Consider the following 15,446-nt stretch of genomic DNA (forward strand, 5'->3'; position numbering starts at 1 on the left):
GGTTCTGTCGGACCTCACTCTCACGGTGCGCCTCGTGATTGCTCCCGGCGCGCCGCGCGTCGCGGAACCCCGGCCCCCTGGCTGGTCGAGGCGCTGCGGACCGGCCCGGCGGCCGTCGCGGACCCGGAGGCGCGCCCGGCGCTCGCCGGGCGGGAGGCGCTCAGGCACCTGTGACGAGCAGCTCCGCGAGGCCGTCGGGGTAGAGGACCGCGCGTTCCTCGCGGACGTCGGTGAGCGGGGGCCAGAGCACCGGCTCGGCCGTGTCCAGCACCACGAGGTCGTCCCGCGCGTACAGCGCGGCGTCCCGCAACGTGGCGTCGAAGAGCAGGGCCACCTCGTGCCAGGGCCGCGGCCTCCGCTCCGGTCTCGCCGAACTCGACGCCGCCGCCCAGAGGCCGGTGGAAGACCTTGCCGGTGGCGGGGTCGTCCCCGCGGAAGACCAGCAGATCGTCCCCGCGCGTCACCAGGGCGAGGGCGAGGACCCTGATCCGGCCGGCCGGCCGGGGGTGCGCACGCGGCGACGCGGTACGCGCTGCCGCTGCTGTTCGGCGGCCCCGTGGCCGGGAGCACATGGCCGCCGTCGTAAGGCATGGGCAGCACGCTGGCGGGAACAATTCCGCGAAACGGCCACGAGCGGGCACGGCGCGTCGCTACCGTCCGCCCGTGCGCCGAACACGCCCTCTCCGCGCGCTGAGCGGCGGTCTCCTCCTCGTGGTCGTGTCCAGCGGATGTGCGCGGACGATCGAGGGGAACGCCGTCGCCGAGCCGCCTCCGACCACGGGCACCGCGGTGGCGGCGCCCGCCCGGAGCACCGGCCCCGTGCTGCTCGGCGACGCGGTCCGGGACGAGTGCCTGCTCGACGCCGCCGAGCTCACCGCGCTGCTCGACACCCCGGTCGATCCACCGGAGAACCGCACGACGACGCGCGCCGACGGCACCACGGCCCGCGGCTGCACCGCCGCCGCCACGGAGGGCGACCCGCCGGCGCTCGCCGCGGTGAACGTCTACGGCGTCCGTGACGGCGCACCGGCCGACGTGGTCCGCTCGGGTCTCGGGCGACGGGAGTTGTCCGAGGTGGGCGATGCGGCGGCGGTCGTCGACACCGCGAGCGGCCCGACGATGCAGATCGCGTCGCGGAAATACCTGGTCACGATCGCGGTGGCCGAGCGGAGGCCGTCGGACGCGCAGTGGCGGGCCGCGGGCCGCGCGGCGTTGTCGCGCCTGCCCTGACCCGGTCCATTCGTGGCGGACCGGGTGATCTGGGTGGCGCTGCTGGTCGTGCTCGGCGCCGGCAGCGCGGCGTTCCGCGTCCCTTCCCGGCGCAAGCGGCGCGGCACCGGCACCGGGACGGACCGGGACACCGCCGTGGACCTGCTCCAACAGCACGGCGGCGGCACCGTCTCCTCACCGTCTCCTGGATGGCGACATGGCCCGAGAACCGGTACTTCGGCAGCGACGACGGGCGGTCGTGCCAGGCCTGGCAAACCCACGCCGCGTCGCGATCGGGCGGGGGGACCCGATCGGGCCGCCGGAGGACCGGGTCGCGGTGCTGCGGGAGTTCGCCCGCAGCAGCGAGATGTCCGGGCTGGTCCCGTGCGTGTTCTCCGCCTCCGACGCGACGGCCCGCGAGGCCCGAGCGCTGGCCGCTGGTGGCGACGTCATGCGGCGCCGGGACGACGGCGCCTTCCGCCCGGTGGTCGAGTTCCTGATCGCGTCCAGCTGCCCGGCACCTCGGTGCGGGAGCTGCTGCAGCTCGTCCGATCCGGCTGACCGGCGCTCCGGGAACAGGAGCGGATGATTGATCGTTCAATCCGGCGTGGAACTGGGCGTGTACACCTTCGCGGACATCGATCCCACCGGCGCGGGCGTCGGCCCCGCACAGCGGGTGCGGGAGGTCGTCGAGGAGATCGAGCTGGCGGACCAGGTGGGCCTCGACGTCTATGGCGTCGGTGAACACCACCGTGCGGACTACGCCGCGTCCGTCCCGGCGATGATCCTCGCCGCGGCCGCGGAACGGACCGAGCGCATCCGCCTGACCAGCGCGGTCACCGTGTTGTCCTCCGACGACCCGGTGCGGGTGTTCCAGCAGTTCGCGACGCTGGACCTGCTGTCCGAGGGTCGTGCCGAGATCATGGCCGGCCGCGGGTCGTTCACCGAGTCCTTCCCGCTGTTCGGCCACGACCTCGCGGACTACGACGAGCTGTTCGCCGAGAAGCTGGACCTGCTCCTCGCCGTGCGGGCCGACGAGCGGGTGACCTGGTCCGGAAAGCACCGCTCCGCGCTCACCGACCAGCCCGTCTTCCCGCGCCCGGTCCAGGACCCGCTGCCCCTGTGGGTCGCCGTCGGCGGCAATCCGCAGTCCGTGGTGCGCGCCGGGCTGCTGGGCCTGCCGATGGCGCTCGCGATCATCGGCGGCATGCCGGAACGCTTCGCCCCGCTCGCGGATCTGCACCGGCGCGCCCTCGCCGAGGGCGGGCACGGGCCGGCGCCGCTGAGCCTCAACCTGCACGGCTTCGTCGCCGACGACGCGGAGCGGGCGGCGGACATCTACTACCCCGCGCACTCCGGGGTGATGAACCGCATCGGGCAGGAGCGCGGCTGGGGCCCCACCTCCCGCGCGGCGTTCGAGGCGATGACCGGGCTGCGGGGCGCGTACGTCGTCGGGGACCCCGGGCTGGTCGCGGAGAAGATCCTCTTCCAGCACCGGTTGTTCGGCCACGACCGCACACTGCTGCAGCTCCCGATCGGTGACGTGCCGCACGCCGACGTCATGCGGGCGATCGAGCTGCTCGGGACGAAGGTCGCGCCGCTGGTGCGGTCGGCGATCACGCAACGCGCCGACTGACGCGGCACTGGGCTCCGCACATGGCTGACGCGCCCGGGGAGCCGGACCTGAGCGCCGTCGCGAGCCCCCCGTCGGGTATCCCTGCCGCGCAGGACTACGGCGCGGAGGACTTCGGCTCCACCGAGCGGGCGCGGCGGAACGCCTGGCGTTCTTCTCCGACGCGGTGGTCGCGATCGCGATCACCCTCCTGGCGATCGAGCTGCGGGTGCCGCAGGGCGACTCGGTGGCCGAGCTCGCCGCGGGCTTCGCCGCGAACTGGAACCAGTACCTCGCGTTCCTGATCAGCTTCGCGGTGATCGCCCGGCACTGGACCCTGCACCACCGGGTGTTCCGCTACGTCGGCCGGGCCTCGACCGGCGTCATCTGGCTGAACATGGCATGGCTGCTGCTGATCGTGGTCACCCCGTTCATGACCCGGGTGATCGAGGAGGGGCACCTCGGCCTCGCCCGGTTCGGCGTCTACGCGCTCGCGCAGTCCCTGCAGGTCGGTGTGTTCGCCCTGATGGTGGCCCTGGTCGCCCACCAGCGCGCGTTCGTTCCCGGCACCCCGGAGCACCTGCGCCGCCGGGGCTGGGTGCTCCCGGTGGTCACCGGGATCGGCTTCCTGACCTCGGTCCCGCTGGTCCCGCTGGTGGGCCCGTGGGCGTTCGCCCTCTGGGCCGTGATCCCGGCGGTACTCGGCCGGATCCTCCCGGCGACGGGCGTCATCGGCCGTACCTGAGCCGAGGTCAGCGCAGGACGGCCCCGCAGCGCTCCGCCGCGACGGCGATCGCCGCGTCCCGCGCGGCGTTCGCCTCCTCGTTGGTGAGGGTCCGGTCGGCGGCGCGGAAGCGCAGGGAGTAGGCGAGCGAGCGGTTGCCCTCGCCGACCTGGTCCCCGGTGTAGACGTCGAAGAGCCGGACGTCCTCCAGCAGGTCCCCGCCGCCGGCGGTCAGCGCGGACGCCACCTCGGCGGCCGGCACGTCGTCCGCGGTCACCAGCGCCACGTCGACCGTGACCGGCGGGTACGGCGAGACGCGCGGCGCCGGGCGCCGGTCCTGCAGCGGGATCGCGTCCAGGTCCAGCTCCATCGCGCAGGTCCGCGGCGGCAGCCCGAGGGCCTCGACGACCTTGGGGTGCAGCTCGCCGGCGTGCCCGACGACCCACTCCCCCACCCGCAGCGCGGCGCAGCGACCCGGGTGCCACGGTGCGAGCGCCGCCTTCGTCACCTGCAGCTCGACGCCCGCGACGGCGCCGACCAGCCGGCCGGCCTCGATCGCGTCCGCCCAGCCGGCCTGCCGGCCGCGTCCCCACCAGCCGAGCGGCTCGCGGTTCCCGGCCAGCACGGCACCGACGTGCCGCGGCTGCGCCGGCAGGGCGGCCTCGATCATGGCGATCTCGGCGTCCGACGGCCGCCCGGTGACGCCCGGGTCCGGCATCGGCACCTGCTGTGCGTGCGGCAGCACGACCTGGCCGATCTGGAAGAGCGCCAGGTCGTCGAACCCGCGCGCCTTGTTCCGGACCAGTGTCTCGAGCAGCCCGGGCAGCAGGGTCGTGGTGAGCCTGGGCCGGTCCGCGTCCAGCGGGTTGAGGACCTTCACCGTCCTGCGGCGGACGTCGCCGGCGTCGAGACCCAGCGCGTCCCACATCGCGTCGCCGACGAACGGGAACGGCTCGACCTCGACGAACCCGGCCTCGGCCAGCGTGCGGGACACCGCGCGGGTCCGGACCTGCGCCGGGGTGAGCCCGCGGCCGGCGGGCGCGGCGGGCAGCGTCGACGGGATCGTCTCGTAGCCCTCGAGCCGCAGCACCTCCTCGACGAGGTCCGCCGGGGAGTCCAGGTCCGGCCGCCAGGACGGCGGCGTCGCGACCACCACGCCGCGGCCGTCCGCGCCGGTCTCCAGCTCGACGGTGCAGCCGACCTGGGTGAGCCGCTGCACCGTGACACCGCGGTCGTAGGTCACGCCCGCGGTCCGGTCCGGCAGGTCCAGCGCCATCCTGACGGGCGGGAGCACCGGCGCGGCGCCCACGTCCGTGCGGCCGGGCTCGACGGTGCCGCCGCCGTACTCGGCCAGCAACCTCGCGGCTCGCTCGGCGGCGATGGGCGGGAGCTGCGGGTCCACGGCCCGCTCGAACCGCTTGGACGCCTCGCTGGGCAGCTTGTGCCGGCGCGCGGACCGGGCGATCGAGGTCGGCTGGAAGTGCGCGGCCTCGATGACCACGTCGACGGTGCCCTCGGCGGACTCGGGGATCTCGGTGGAGGCCCCGCCCATGACCCCCGCGAGGGCGATCGGGCCGGAGTCGTCCGTGATCACCAGGTCGTCCGGGTCCAGCGTGCGCTCGACGTCGTCGAGGGTGCGGAGCTTCTCGCCCTTCGCGGCCCGGCGCACGACGATCTCGCCCTGCAGCCGGGTGGCGTCGAACGCGTGCAGCGGCTGGCCGAGATCCAGCATCACGAAGTTCGTGACGTCGACGGTCAGCGAGATCGGTCGCATCCCGGCGGCGAGCAGCCGGCGCTGCATCCACCACGGCGTCGGGGCCGAGGCGTCGACGCCCGAGACGCGCCGGGCGACGTACCGCGGGCAGCCCACCGGGTCGTCGATCCGGACGGGCCAGGAGTCGGCCTTCTCCTCCGGCACCTCGACGCGGGCCGCCGGGTCCGTGTAGTCCTCGTCCAGGGACGCCGCGAGCTCGCGCGCGATCCCGCGGACCGCGAAGCAGTAGCCGCGGTCCGGCGTGATGGCCAGCTCGATCACCGGGTCGTCCAGGCCGAGGACCGGCAGGGCGTCGTCGCCGGGCTCGGCGGAGCCGGGCGGCAGCACGAGGATGCCGCTGTGGTCCGCGCCGAGTCCGAGCTCCTTGGCCGAGGCGATCATGCCGTCGGAGACGTGGTCGTAGGTCTTCCGCGCGGCGATCGGGAAGGGACCGGGCAGCACGGCGCCGGGCAGGGCGGCGACGATCAGGTCCCCGACGGCGAAGTTCCGTGCGCCGCAGACGATCCCCCGCCGCACCGGGGTGCCGTCCGGGCCGGGGCCGAACTCGACCTGGCAGTACCGGATCGGCTTCTTGAAGCCCGTGAGCTCCTCGATCTCGGCGACGCGCCCGACGGTCAGCGGCCCGGTGACGTCCGGCGTGCCGTGGATCTCCTCGACCTCGAGCCCGACGCGGACGAACGCGTCCGCCACGGCGTCGACGTCCGACGGGACGGACGCGACGTGGTCGGCGAGCCAGGACAGGGGGACGCGCACGGGCTTACTCCTCGACTGTGGTGCTGAGAAAGGTCAGACGCCGAAGGCGCAGCTGAAACGCACGTCGCCCTCGACCATGTCCCGCATGTCCGGCAGGCCGTTGCGGAACTGCAGGGTCCGCTCGAGGCCCATGCCGAAGGCGAAGCCCGAGTAGACGTCGGGGTCGATGCCGCAGGCGCGCAGGACGTTGGGGTTGACCATGCCGCAGCCGCCCCACTCGACCCAGCCGGCGCCGCCCTTCTTCTCCGGGAACCAGACGTCGACCTCAGCCGACGGCTCGGTGAAGGGGAAGTACGACGGGCGCAGCCGGGTCCGGGACTCACTCCCGAACATGGCACGGGCGAACGCGTCGAGCGTGCCCTTGAGGTGGGCCATCGTGATGCCCTTGTCCACGGCCAGGCCCTCGACCTGGTGGAACACCGGGGTGTGGGTGGCGTCCAGCTCGTCCGTGCGGAAGGTGCGGCCCGGGCAGACGACATAGACGGGCAGCTCGCGCTCCAGCAGGGCGCGGACCTGCACCGGCGACGTGTGCGTGCGCAGCACGAGGCCGGACTCCTGCGAGTCACCCAGGTAGAAGGTGTCCTGCATCGTCCGTGCGGGGTGGTCCTTACCGAAGTTCAGCGCGTCGAAGTTCAGCCACGACGACTCGACCTCGGGGCCCTCCGCGACCTCCCAGCCCATCCCGACGAACACGTCCGCGATCTGCTCGGAGATCTGCGTGAGGGGGTGCCGGGCGCCGCGCGGGCGGCGATCCCACGGCAGGGTGACGTCGACCGACTCCTCGACGAGGACGCGGGCGTCCCGCTCGGCGAGCAGGACCTCACGGCGCGCGTCGTAGCCGGCCTGTGCCTCCTGACGGGCGGCGTTGACCCGCTTGCCCGCGTCCGCGCGCTCCTTGCCGGGCAGCGAGCCCAGCGAGCGGCGGGCCAGCAGCAGCGGCGCCCTGTCCCCCAGGTGCGCAGGCTTGACCGCGGCGAGCGCGTCGAGATCCGCCGCCTCCGCGAACGCCTCCGCCGCGGCCTTGACCGCGGCGTCGAGGGACGCCGGATCGAGCAGGTCGGAGTCGTTCTCGGTCATCTCACACCTTTTTGATTGCTTCGTGGCTGCTACCGGGTGTCACGGGGACGCCGGTGATCCTAGAGCGCCGGGCTCCGGCGCTCGCGTACAGGCAGACCGCCGCGGCGGTGGCCAGGTTGAGGCTCTCTGCACGGCCGTAGAGCGGGACGCGGACGCGGTGGTCGGCCGCCTCCGCCACGCTCTCCGGGAGGCCGTGCGCCTCGCCACCGAATATCCAGGCGGTGGGGCGCGCCAGCACCTCGGCGGCGGCGGGATCGTGCAGGTCCAGCTCGCCCTGGCCGTCCGCGGCGAGCAGGGTGAGGCCGGCGGCGCGACAGGCGTCGAGGACGGCGCCGGTGTCCCTTTCGCGGGCGAGGGGCAGGTGGAAGACGCTGCCGGTGGAGGCGCGCACGGCCTTGCCGTTGTGCGGGTCCACCGTGTCCCCGGCGAGGACGACGGCGTCCGCCCCGGCCGCGTCGGCGGCCCGGACGACGGTGCCGGCGTTGCCGGGCTCCGCGACGGCGGCGAGCACCGCGACCAGCGTGGGAGCGCCGTCCAGCGCCGTGGACAGCGGCACGTCGAGGAGATCGCAGATCGCGATCAGCCCCTGCGGGGTGACGGTGTCCGAGAGCGTCTCCGCCGCCCGGTCCGTGACGATCGTGACCGGGACGCCGTCCGCCTCGGCGGTGGCGATCAGGTCGGGATTGCGCTCGAGGGCGGCCGGGGTGACGAAGAGATCGTGGACCCGGGCTCCCCCGAGCGCCTCGCGAACGGCCTGGGAGCCCTCGACGAGGAACTTCCCGGCCTTCTCACGACCCGCGCGCCGCAGCAGCTTGCGGGCTGCCACGACGCGCGGGGTTCGTTCAGTGCCGAGCACCTGATCAGGCGGCGGTGTTCTCGGACTTCTCGCCCTGGGCCGGGACGTTGGCCCGCGACACCTCGACGAGGGCGGCGAACGCGGCCGGGTCGCTGATCGCGAGCTCGGACAGGTTCTTGCGGTCCACCTCGACGCCCGCGACCTTCAGGCCCTGGATGAAGCGGTTGTACGTCATGCCGTTCGCACGGGCCGCCGCGTTGATGCGGGTGATCCAGAGCTGGCGGAAGTCGCCCTTGCGGGCGCGGCGGTCGCGGTAGGCGTAGTTCAGCGAGTGGAGCATCTGCTCCTTCGCCTTGCGGTACAGCCGCGAGCGCTGGCCTCGGTAGCCACTGGCCGCCTCGAGGGTGCTGCGGCGCTTCTTCTGGGCGTTGACCGCGCGCTTCACGCGTGCCATGGGTCAGTCCTGTCTCTCGGTCGACCGTCCCGGTGCGGGTGACGCACCGGCCGGCCGGGGGTTCAGCGGAAGGAGGGGATCAGCGTCCGAGCAGCTTCTTGATGCGCTTCTGGTCGGGCTTGGCCACCTCGACGACGTGCGACAGGTCGCGCGTCTCCTTGCTCGACTTGACCTCGAGGCGGTGCCGCAGGCCGGCCTGCTGACGCAGGAGCTTGCCGGTGCCGGTCACCTTGATCCGCTTCGCGGTGCCTTTGTGCGTCTTGTTCTTGGGCATGGCTGATCCGTTCAGTGGTGACGTCCGGGGGCGGGCGTCAGTGTCGTGTGGTGCGCTCACGACCCGCGCACCGGGGTGCGCGGAACCGTGTCAGGCCGTCGTCTCCTCGACCGGAGCCTTGGGCGCGGTGGCCTCGGGCACGGCAGCCTCCGACGCGGCGGCCTCCGACGCGGCGGCCTCCGACGCGGCGGCCTCGGCCGCGGCAGCCTCCGACGCGGTCGGGGAACCCGGCCCGCGCTTCACCGGCTTCTTGGTCGGAGCGATCACCATCGTCATGTTGCGGCCGTCCTGCTTCGGGGCGGCTTCGACGACACCGAGCTCCTCCACGTCCTTCGCGAGGCGCTGCAGCAACCGGTACCCGAGCTCGGGTCGGGACTGCTCGCGTCCGCGGAACATGATGGTGACCTTGACCTTGTTGCCACCCTCGAGGAAACGGACCACGTTGCGCTTCTTGGTCTCGTAGTCGTGGGTGTCGATCTTCGGCCGGAGCTTCTGCTCCTTGATCACCGTGAGCTGCTGGTTCCGCCGGGACTCCCGGGCCTTCTGCGCGCTCTCGTACTTGAACTTGCCGAAGTCCATGAGCTTGCAGACGGGCGGGCGGGCCTGGGCCGCGACCTCGACGAGATCCAGCTCGGCCTCTTGCGCCAGCCGCAGGGCGTCCTCGATACGCACGATGCCGACCTGCTCGCCGTTGGGTCCGACGAGCCGGACCTCGGGAACGCGGATTCGGTCGTTGATGCGTGTCTCAGTGGTGATGGGGTCTCCTCATATTGACGTCGTTTCAGGCGACGACAAGCAAAGACCCGTCGATCGTGACGGACGGCGCCACCCACGCGAGGTGTTGCTGCGCCGAGCCGTCGGACCGGGACCCGGACACCTGATGATGCTTCGGTGAGCGGGTGGGAGCGGGGCTCCACTTGAACGCCCTGACGCGCATATCAACGCGCGACGGGGTGGTCGCATTCCGAAGGGTAGCAGCCCCCGACTCACGGACGCGAAACGGGTCTCCGGTCAGAGCCGGGGCGGCTCCGCCTTCGGCCGCCCGCCGCGCGCCCGGGTCGGGACCGGACAGCGGGTGTGACCCAGGTCTCGAGGACCTGGCGTCGCCCCCGCCTCGACCAGGAGGACACGGGAGGCCGGCGTCACGGCCTACCGACGACCTGCGCGCCGCCGACGTCCGGCCGGACATCGGGCCTGCGACCCCGGTCGTCCACGACGCGGGCACGGGCGAGATCACACCTCGCTGATCCGGTTCGATCCCGGCGGGGTCCGTCGGGATCGACCGCTCAGCTGGCCGCCGCGACCTTCTTCCGGCGGGTCTTGCGGACCGGCGGCGCGGCGGGCTCGACCAGGTCCTTCAGGAACTGGCCGGTGTAGCTCGCCTCGGTGGCCGCTACCTGCTCCGGTGTGCCCTCGGCGACGACCGTGCCCCCGCCCGAGCCGCCCTCCGGACCCATGTCGACCACCCAGTCCGAGGTCTTGATGACGTCCAGGTTGTGCTCGATGACGATCACCGAGTTGCCCTTGTCGACCAACCCGTTGATCACCAGTAGCAGCTTGCGGATGTCCTCGAAGTGCAGGCCCGTCGTCGGCTCGTCGAGGATGTAGACCGTCCGGCCGTTCGAGCGCTTCTGCAGCTCGCTCGCCAGCTTCACGCGCTGCGCCTCGCCACCGGAGAGTGTGGGCGCGGGCTGGCCGAGCCGCACATAGCCGAGCCCGACGTCCACGAGCGTGCGCAGGTACCGGGCGATCGAGTTGATCGGCGCGAAGAACTCCGCGGCCTCCTCGATCGGCATGTCCAGGACGTCCGCGACGGTCTTGCCCTTGTAGTGCACCTCGAGCGTCTCCCGGTTGTACCGGGCGCCCTTGCACACCTCGCACGGGACGTAGACGTCCGGCAGGAAGTTCATCTCGATCTTGATCGTGCCGTCTCCGGAGCACGCCTCGCAGCGGCCGCCCTTGACGTTGAACGAGAACCGGCCGGGCTGGTAGCCGCGGACCTTCGCCTCGGTGGTGGCCGCGAACAGCTTGCGGACCTGGTCCCACACACCGGTGTAGGTGGCCGGGTTCGAGCGCGGGGTGCGGCCGATCGGCGACTGGTCCACCCGCACGAGCTTGTCCAGCTGCTCCACGCCGTTGATCCGGGTGTGCCGGCCGGGCACCTGGCGGGCACCGTTGAGCCGGTTCGCCAGGACCGTGGCGAGGATGTCGTTGATCAGCGTGGACTTGCCCGACCCGGACACCCCGGTGATCGAGACGAGCCCGCCGAGCGGGATGTCCACGTCGATCCCGCGCAGGTTGTGCTCCCGCGCGCCGACGATGGTCAGCTTGCGCTCCGGGTCCAGCTCGCGCCGCTTCTCCGGCACCGGGATCGAGCGCCGACCGGACAGGTAGGCGCCGGTGAGCGACGTGTCGTGGGACTCGAGGTCCGCGACGGTACCGCTGTGCACGATGAACCCGCCGTGCTCGCCGGCGCCCGGGCCGATGTCCACGGCCCAGTCCGCGGCACGGATGGTGTCCTCGTCGTGCTCGACGACGATGAGCGTGTTGCCCAGCTCCTTGAGCCGGGTCAGCGTCTCGATCAGCCGCCGGTTGTCCCGCTGGTGCAGGCCGATCGACGGCTCGTCGAGCACGTAGAGCACGCCGACCAGGCCGGAGCCGATCTGCGTGGCCAGCCGGATCCGCTGCGCCTCACCGCCGGACAGCGTGCCCGCGGCCCGGTCCAGCGACAGGTACTCCAGGCCGACGTCCAACAGGAAGCCCAGGCGGGCCTGGATCTCCTTGAGCACCCGGCCTGCGATCATGGCCTGCCGGGAGTCCAGGACCATGCCGTCCAGGAACTCGGCGCACTCGGCCACCGACATCGCCGAGACCTCGGCGATCGACCGGTCCCCCTGCTCGCGGTGCCCGAGCGTGACGGCGAGGACCTCGGGCTTGAGCCGCGCGCCCTTGCAGGCCGGGCACGGCACGTCCCGCATGTAGCCCTCGTAGCGCTCCCGCTGGGACTCGGACTCGGTCTGGTCCAGCCGCCGGTCCAGGAACGGGATGACGCCCTCGAAGCTCGCGTAGTACGAGCGCTCGCGGCCGTAGCGGTTGCGGTAACGGACGTGGACCTGGTCCTCGCTGCCGTGCAGCACCGCCTTCTGCGCCTCGGCCGGCAGCTTCCGCCAGGGTGTGTCCATCCGGAAGCCGATGCTCTTGGCCAGGCCGGAGAGCAGCCGGCCGAAGTACTCCGCGTTGTGCCCGTTGTTCCACGGCGCGATGGCGCCGTCCGCCAGGCTGAGGTCCGGGTCCGGGATGACGAGCTCCGGGTCGGTCTCCTTCTTGACGCCGATGCCGTGGCACTCGGGGCAGGCCCCGTAGGGCGAGTTGAAGGAGAAGGTGCGGGGCTCGAGGTCGTCCATGGTGAGCGGGTGGCCGTTCGGGCAGGCCATGCGCTCGGAGAAGCGGCGCTCGCGGCCCGGGTCCGTGTCCGCGAGATCCACGAAGTCCAGGACCACCAGGCCGTCCGCCAACCGCAACGCCGTCTCGACCGAGTCCGTCAGCCGTTGCTTGGCGCTCGCCTTGACCGAGAGCCGGTCCACGACGACGGAGATGTCGTGCTTCTCCTGCTTCTTCAGCTTCGGCGGGTCGCTGAGCTGGTGCACCGTGCCGTCGACCAGCACTCGGGAGTAGCCCTGCGACTGCAGCGAGGAGAACAGGTCCACGAACTCGCCCTTGCGGGTCCGCACGACCGGGGCGAGCACCTGGAAACGGCTGCCCTCGTCCATCTCCAGGACCTGGTCCACGATCTGCTGCGGCGTCTGCTTGCGGATCACGCTCCCGCAGACCGGGCAGTGCGGGACGCCGGCGCGCGCGTAGAGCAGGCGCAGGTAGTCGTACACCTCGGTGATCGTGCCGACCGTGGAGCGCGGGTTGCGGTTCGTGGACTTCTGGTCGATCGACACCGCGGGCGAGAGGCCCTCGATGAAGTCCACGTCCGGCTTGTCCATCTGGCCGAGGAACTGCCGGGCGTAGGCCGAGAGCGACTCGACGTACCGGCGCTGGCCCTCGGCGAAGATCGTGTCGAACGCGAGGCTGGACTTGCCGGAGCCGGACAGACCGGTGAAGACGACGAGGCTGTCCCGGGGCAGGTCGAGATCGACGCCGCGCAGGTTGTGCTCGCGGGCGCCGCGCACGACGAGTCGTGGGGCGTCACCGTCCGGGGTGTGGACGGTGAACCCCTCGGTCTCGTTCGTCCCGACAGGGCGATCTGCCACGGAAGGCGCCTCCTCAAGTTCCGATCCGATCGAGCTCGACCAGGCCCGATCAGGGTCCGAGCCGGGTCGGCGCGCACGCCGGACCCGCCTCGCGTCGATGCTAAGCGGGGGGTACGACAGTTCCGCTGCTCGGTGCCGGACTCCGGCACCCCGGTCGGTGGACGAACACCGGCGCGCGCCGGGCGTCCACCACGGGTGACCGGAGCAGTACCGCCGACCACCCGGGTCAACGTGCTACCCGCCGGCCGACTTCCCGAACCGGAGATGTCGGTGCCCACACCCAGAGTCGCACACATGTTCGAGGACGATGTCCGCAGCCCTTCCCCCGCCCCGTCCCGACGGGTCTCGGCGGCGCGGCCGCCGCGTTAGGCTGCGGCCGTGGACGTCCTCGAGGAGTACTCCGGTCACACCGATCCGGGCGGGCCCGCGATCCGTCGCAGCCTCGCGCCGCTGACGATCAGCAAGTTGTCCGTCGGGCCGATGGACAACAACGCGTACCTGCTGGTCTGCACCGCCACGCAGGAGGCGCTGCTGATCGACGCGGCGAACGAGCCGCAGCGGATCGCGGACCTGGTCGGCGCGGGCGACACGCGACCGGAGCTGCAGCACCTGGTCACGACCCACCGGCACAAGGACCACTGGCAGGCGCTCGGCGCGGTCGCCGGCATGTTCCAGACCCGGCAGATCGCGCACCCGCTGGACGCGCCGGAGCTGCCGATCCCGATGGACGAGCTGGTCTCGCACGGGGACACGGTCGCGTTCGGGCAGATCGAGCTGGAGGTGATCCACCTCCGTGGGCACACGCCCGGTTCGATCGCGCTGCTCTACCGCGGCCCGGACCGCCCGCACCTGTTCACGGGCGACTCCCTCTTCCCGGGTGGACCGGGAAAGACCTGGTCGGCCGAGGACTTCGGTTCCCTGGTGTCCGACCTGGAGTCCCGCGTGTTCGGCGAGCTGCCGGACGACACCTGGGTCTACCCGGGGCACGGGGACGACACGACCCTCGGCAAGGAGCGGCCGTCGCTGCCGGAGTGGAAGGCGCGCGGCTGGTGAGCAGGCGGGCCGGTGCCCGCCGGCCCGTCAGTACCGCCGCGCGTACCGCGTCGGGGGTTCGCCGAACAGTGCGGCGAAGTCCCGGCTGAAGTGGGCCTGGTCCGCATAGCCGAGCTCGCCCGCGAGGTCCGCCCAGACGATCGCGTCCCCGCGCTCCATCCGCTCGGTGGCCTCGTGCAGCCGGTAGCGGCGGATCACCCACTTCGGCCCGACGCCGACGTGCTCGGCGAAGAGGCGCTGCAGGCGCCGGACACCGGCGCCGACCCGAGCGGCCAGCTCGTCGACGCGGGTGATCGTGGGGTCAGCGGCGACCTCGTCGACCACGCCGGCGACCATCTCCGCGGCGGGATCCGGTTCGGGTCCGGCCGCGAGAAGCCACCGTTCGACGGACGCGACGTCCGAGGCTCGCCGTGACCACGGCGGGAGCCCGGGCACGTCGGCCGCGGGCAGGACAAGGTCCGTCAGGCCGGACACCGACGCGCGGAGGAACGGCCGGAAGCCACCCGGGCGGAACTCGACCCCGAAGACCCGTCCCCGCCCCTCGAGGACCCGGACCACGTGCCCGCTCGAGACTCCGTGCACCTGCGGCGCGCCGCCGTCGCGGAAGATCAGATGCACGTGCGGGTACGGGACGATCAGCTGGTGGTAGGGCTCGTCGTAGTCCCACTCGACGATCCAGTACCGCCGGACGAACGGCGCGAGCTGCGCCGACGGCCCGGGGAAGTCGTGGCGCTGGAACCGGGCCCAGGCCCCGCCGAGCGCACGGGAGTCCTCGGGTCCGGGGCGGGGCGGCACGCCGTCCATGGTGGCACCTGTCGCGTTCCTTCAAGACGGGCCGCGGTCGACGCTCTACCGTGCGGGCATGCCCCCGACCGACCTCGTCGCCGCGTCCGTCCTCCCCGCCGCCGTCGCGCCGATCTCCGCGCTGATCCGCGCGGTCGACCCCGCCCGGCTCGACGCCCCGACCCCCTGCGCCGACTACGCGGTCCGCGACCTGCTCAACCACCTGCTCTTCTGGGGCCCGGTCCTGGCCGCGGCCGGGCGGCGCGAGACCGCGCTGCCGCCCGCGGAGTCGGAAGCCGACGTCGACCTGGTGGTCGGCGACTGGCCGGCGGCCTTGACCGCGGTGTTCGCGGACGTCGCCGAGGCGTGGGGCGACGTCGGGGCCTGGGAGGGGACGACGTCGATGGGCGGGCCCGAGCCCCTGCCCGCCTCGATGGTCGGCGGGATGGCGGTGGGCGAGCTGGTGGTGCACGGCTGGGACCTCGGACGCGCCCTCGACCTGGAGCCGATGTGGGCGCCGGACGTCCTCACGGTCGTGCACGCCGAGGTGGCGGCCACCGCAGAGATCGGTCGGGAGATGGGCGTCTACGGCGCCTCGGTGCCGGTCCCGGAGGAGGCGCCGGTGCTCGACCGCCTGCTCGGCCTCACGGGCCGGGACCCGCACTGGAGGCCCTGATC

Annotated in this window: 14 protein-coding genes and 1 pseudogene; 6 read left to right on the plus strand and 9 right to left on the minus strand. The window is 72.8% G+C overall.

Going from position 1 to position 15,446, the window contains the following annotated elements:
• Positions 1-160: 160 nt before the first annotated feature.
• Positions 161-334, minus strand: coding sequence for a hypothetical protein (locus tag WBK50_RS18075; RefSeq protein WP_341336744.1), 174 nt, complete (start codon positions 332-334; stop codon positions 161-163).
• Between the two features lie 329 nt (positions 335-663).
• On the opposite strand from WBK50_RS18075, the gene WBK50_RS18080 reads away from it, so the two are divergent.
• The 4 genes from WBK50_RS18080 (at position 664) to WBK50_RS18095 (ending at position 3,566) form a co-directional block, all read left to right on the plus strand.
• Positions 664-1,230 carry a hypothetical protein gene (locus WBK50_RS18080; protein ID WP_341336745.1) on the plus strand — a complete coding sequence of 189 codons (567 nt, stop codon included), beginning with the start codon at positions 664-666 and terminating at the stop codon, positions 1,228-1,230.
• Between the two features lie 238 nt (positions 1,231-1,468).
• Positions 1,469-1,798, plus strand: a complete 330-nt coding sequence (locus WBK50_RS18085; RefSeq protein WP_341336746.1) for a hypothetical protein — start codon at positions 1,469-1,471, stop codon at positions 1,796-1,798.
• Positions 1,799-2,845 carry an LLM class flavin-dependent oxidoreductase gene (locus tag WBK50_RS18090; RefSeq protein ID WP_341336747.1) on the plus strand — a complete coding sequence of 349 codons (1,047 nt, stop codon included), beginning with the start codon at positions 1,799-1,801 and terminating at the stop codon, positions 2,843-2,845.
• A 142-nt stretch (positions 2,846-2,987) separates the two neighbouring features.
• Positions 2,988-3,566 carry a TMEM175 family protein gene (locus WBK50_RS18095; protein ID WP_341339428.1) on the plus strand — a complete coding sequence of 193 codons (579 nt, stop codon included), beginning with the start codon at positions 2,988-2,990 and terminating at the stop codon, positions 3,564-3,566.
• A gap of 7 nt (positions 3,567-3,573) precedes the next feature.
• On the opposite strand, the gene pheT is transcribed toward WBK50_RS18095, so the two are convergent.
• The 7 genes and pseudogenes from pheT to uvrA form a co-directional block, all read right to left on the minus strand.
• Positions 3,574-6,072 carry a phenylalanine--tRNA ligase subunit beta gene (gene pheT, locus WBK50_RS18100; protein ID WP_341336748.1) on the minus strand — a complete coding sequence of 833 codons (2,499 nt, stop codon included), beginning with the start codon at positions 6,070-6,072 and terminating at the stop codon, positions 3,574-3,576.
• 33 nt (positions 6,073-6,105) lie between these two features.
• On the minus strand, positions 6,106-7,149 hold the full coding sequence (gene pheS / locus WBK50_RS18105) for a phenylalanine--tRNA ligase subunit alpha (protein ID WP_341336749.1): 1,044 nt from the start codon (positions 7,147-7,149) through the stop codon (positions 6,106-6,108).
• Between the two features lies 1 nt (position 7,150).
• Positions 7,151-7,975: a TrmH family RNA methyltransferase gene (locus WBK50_RS18110; protein WP_341336750.1), complete on the minus strand. Its 825-nt coding sequence runs from the start codon at positions 7,973-7,975 to the stop codon at positions 7,151-7,153.
• Between the two features lie 34 nt (positions 7,976-8,009).
• Positions 8,010-8,399, minus strand: a complete 390-nt coding sequence (gene rplT, locus WBK50_RS18115) for a 50S ribosomal protein L20 (protein ID WP_297494774.1) — start codon at positions 8,397-8,399, stop codon at positions 8,010-8,012.
• 79 nt (positions 8,400-8,478) lie between these two features.
• A complete protein-coding gene (gene rpmI / locus WBK50_RS18120; RefSeq protein ID WP_297494777.1) occupies positions 8,479-8,673 on the minus strand; it encodes a 50S ribosomal protein L35 in 195 nt (64 codons plus the stop codon).
• Positions 8,674-8,874: 201 nt separating this feature from the next.
• Positions 8,875-9,429: pseudogene (infC, locus tag WBK50_RS18125) on the minus strand (translation initiation factor IF-3); the annotation flags it as partial.
• 530 nt (positions 9,430-9,959) lie between these two features.
• Positions 9,960-12,851 (minus strand): excinuclease ABC subunit UvrA, encoded by a 2,892-nt coding sequence (gene uvrA / locus WBK50_RS18130; protein WP_341339429.1) that lies wholly within the window; start codon positions 12,849-12,851, stop codon positions 9,960-9,962.
• Between the two features lie 459 nt (positions 12,852-13,310).
• On the opposite strand from uvrA, the gene WBK50_RS18135 reads away from it, so the two are divergent.
• A complete protein-coding gene (locus tag WBK50_RS18135) occupies positions 13,311-13,985 on the plus strand; it encodes an MBL fold metallo-hydrolase (protein WP_341336751.1) in 675 nt (224 codons plus the stop codon).
• Between the two features lie 27 nt (positions 13,986-14,012).
• Here WBK50_RS18135 and WBK50_RS18140 read toward each other — a convergent pair whose 3' ends face one another.
• Positions 14,013-14,789 carry a helix-turn-helix domain-containing protein gene (locus WBK50_RS18140; RefSeq protein WP_341336752.1) on the minus strand — a complete coding sequence of 259 codons (777 nt, stop codon included), beginning with the start codon at positions 14,787-14,789 and terminating at the stop codon, positions 14,013-14,015.
• A 58-nt stretch (positions 14,790-14,847) separates the two neighbouring features.
• On the opposite strand from WBK50_RS18140, the gene WBK50_RS18145 reads away from it, so the two are divergent.
• A complete protein-coding gene (locus WBK50_RS18145; RefSeq protein WP_341336753.1) occupies positions 14,848-15,444 on the plus strand; it encodes a TIGR03086 family metal-binding protein in 597 nt (198 codons plus the stop codon).
• Positions 15,445-15,446 lie beyond the last annotated feature (2 nt).

Source organism: Pseudonocardia sp. T1-2H (genome assembly GCF_038039215.1).
Lineage (GTDB): Bacteria > Actinomycetota > Actinomycetes > Mycobacteriales > Pseudonocardiaceae > Pseudonocardia.

What these genes read in the sequence shown, in the direction of transcription:
- pheS (WP_341336749.1), bottom strand. Translation starts at nt 7,149, where the DNA reads ATGACCGAGAACGACTCCGACCTGCTCGATCCGGCGTCCCTCGACGCC.
- rplT (WP_297494774.1), bottom strand. Translation starts at nt 8,399, where the DNA reads ATGGCACGCGTGAAGCGCGCGGTCAACGCCCAGAAGAAGCGCCGCAGC.
- rpmI (WP_297494777.1), bottom strand. Translation starts at nt 8,673, where the DNA reads ATGCCCAAGAACAAGACGCACAAAGGCACCGCGAAGCGGATCAAGGTG.
- WBK50_RS18140 (WP_341336752.1), bottom strand. Translation starts at nt 14,789, where the DNA reads ATGGACGGCGTGCCGCCCCGCCCCGGACCCGAGGACTCCCGTGCGCTC.
- WBK50_RS18145 (WP_341336753.1), top strand. Translation starts at nt 14,848, where the DNA reads ATGCCCCCGACCGACCTCGTCGCCGCGTCCGTCCTCCCCGCCGCCGTC.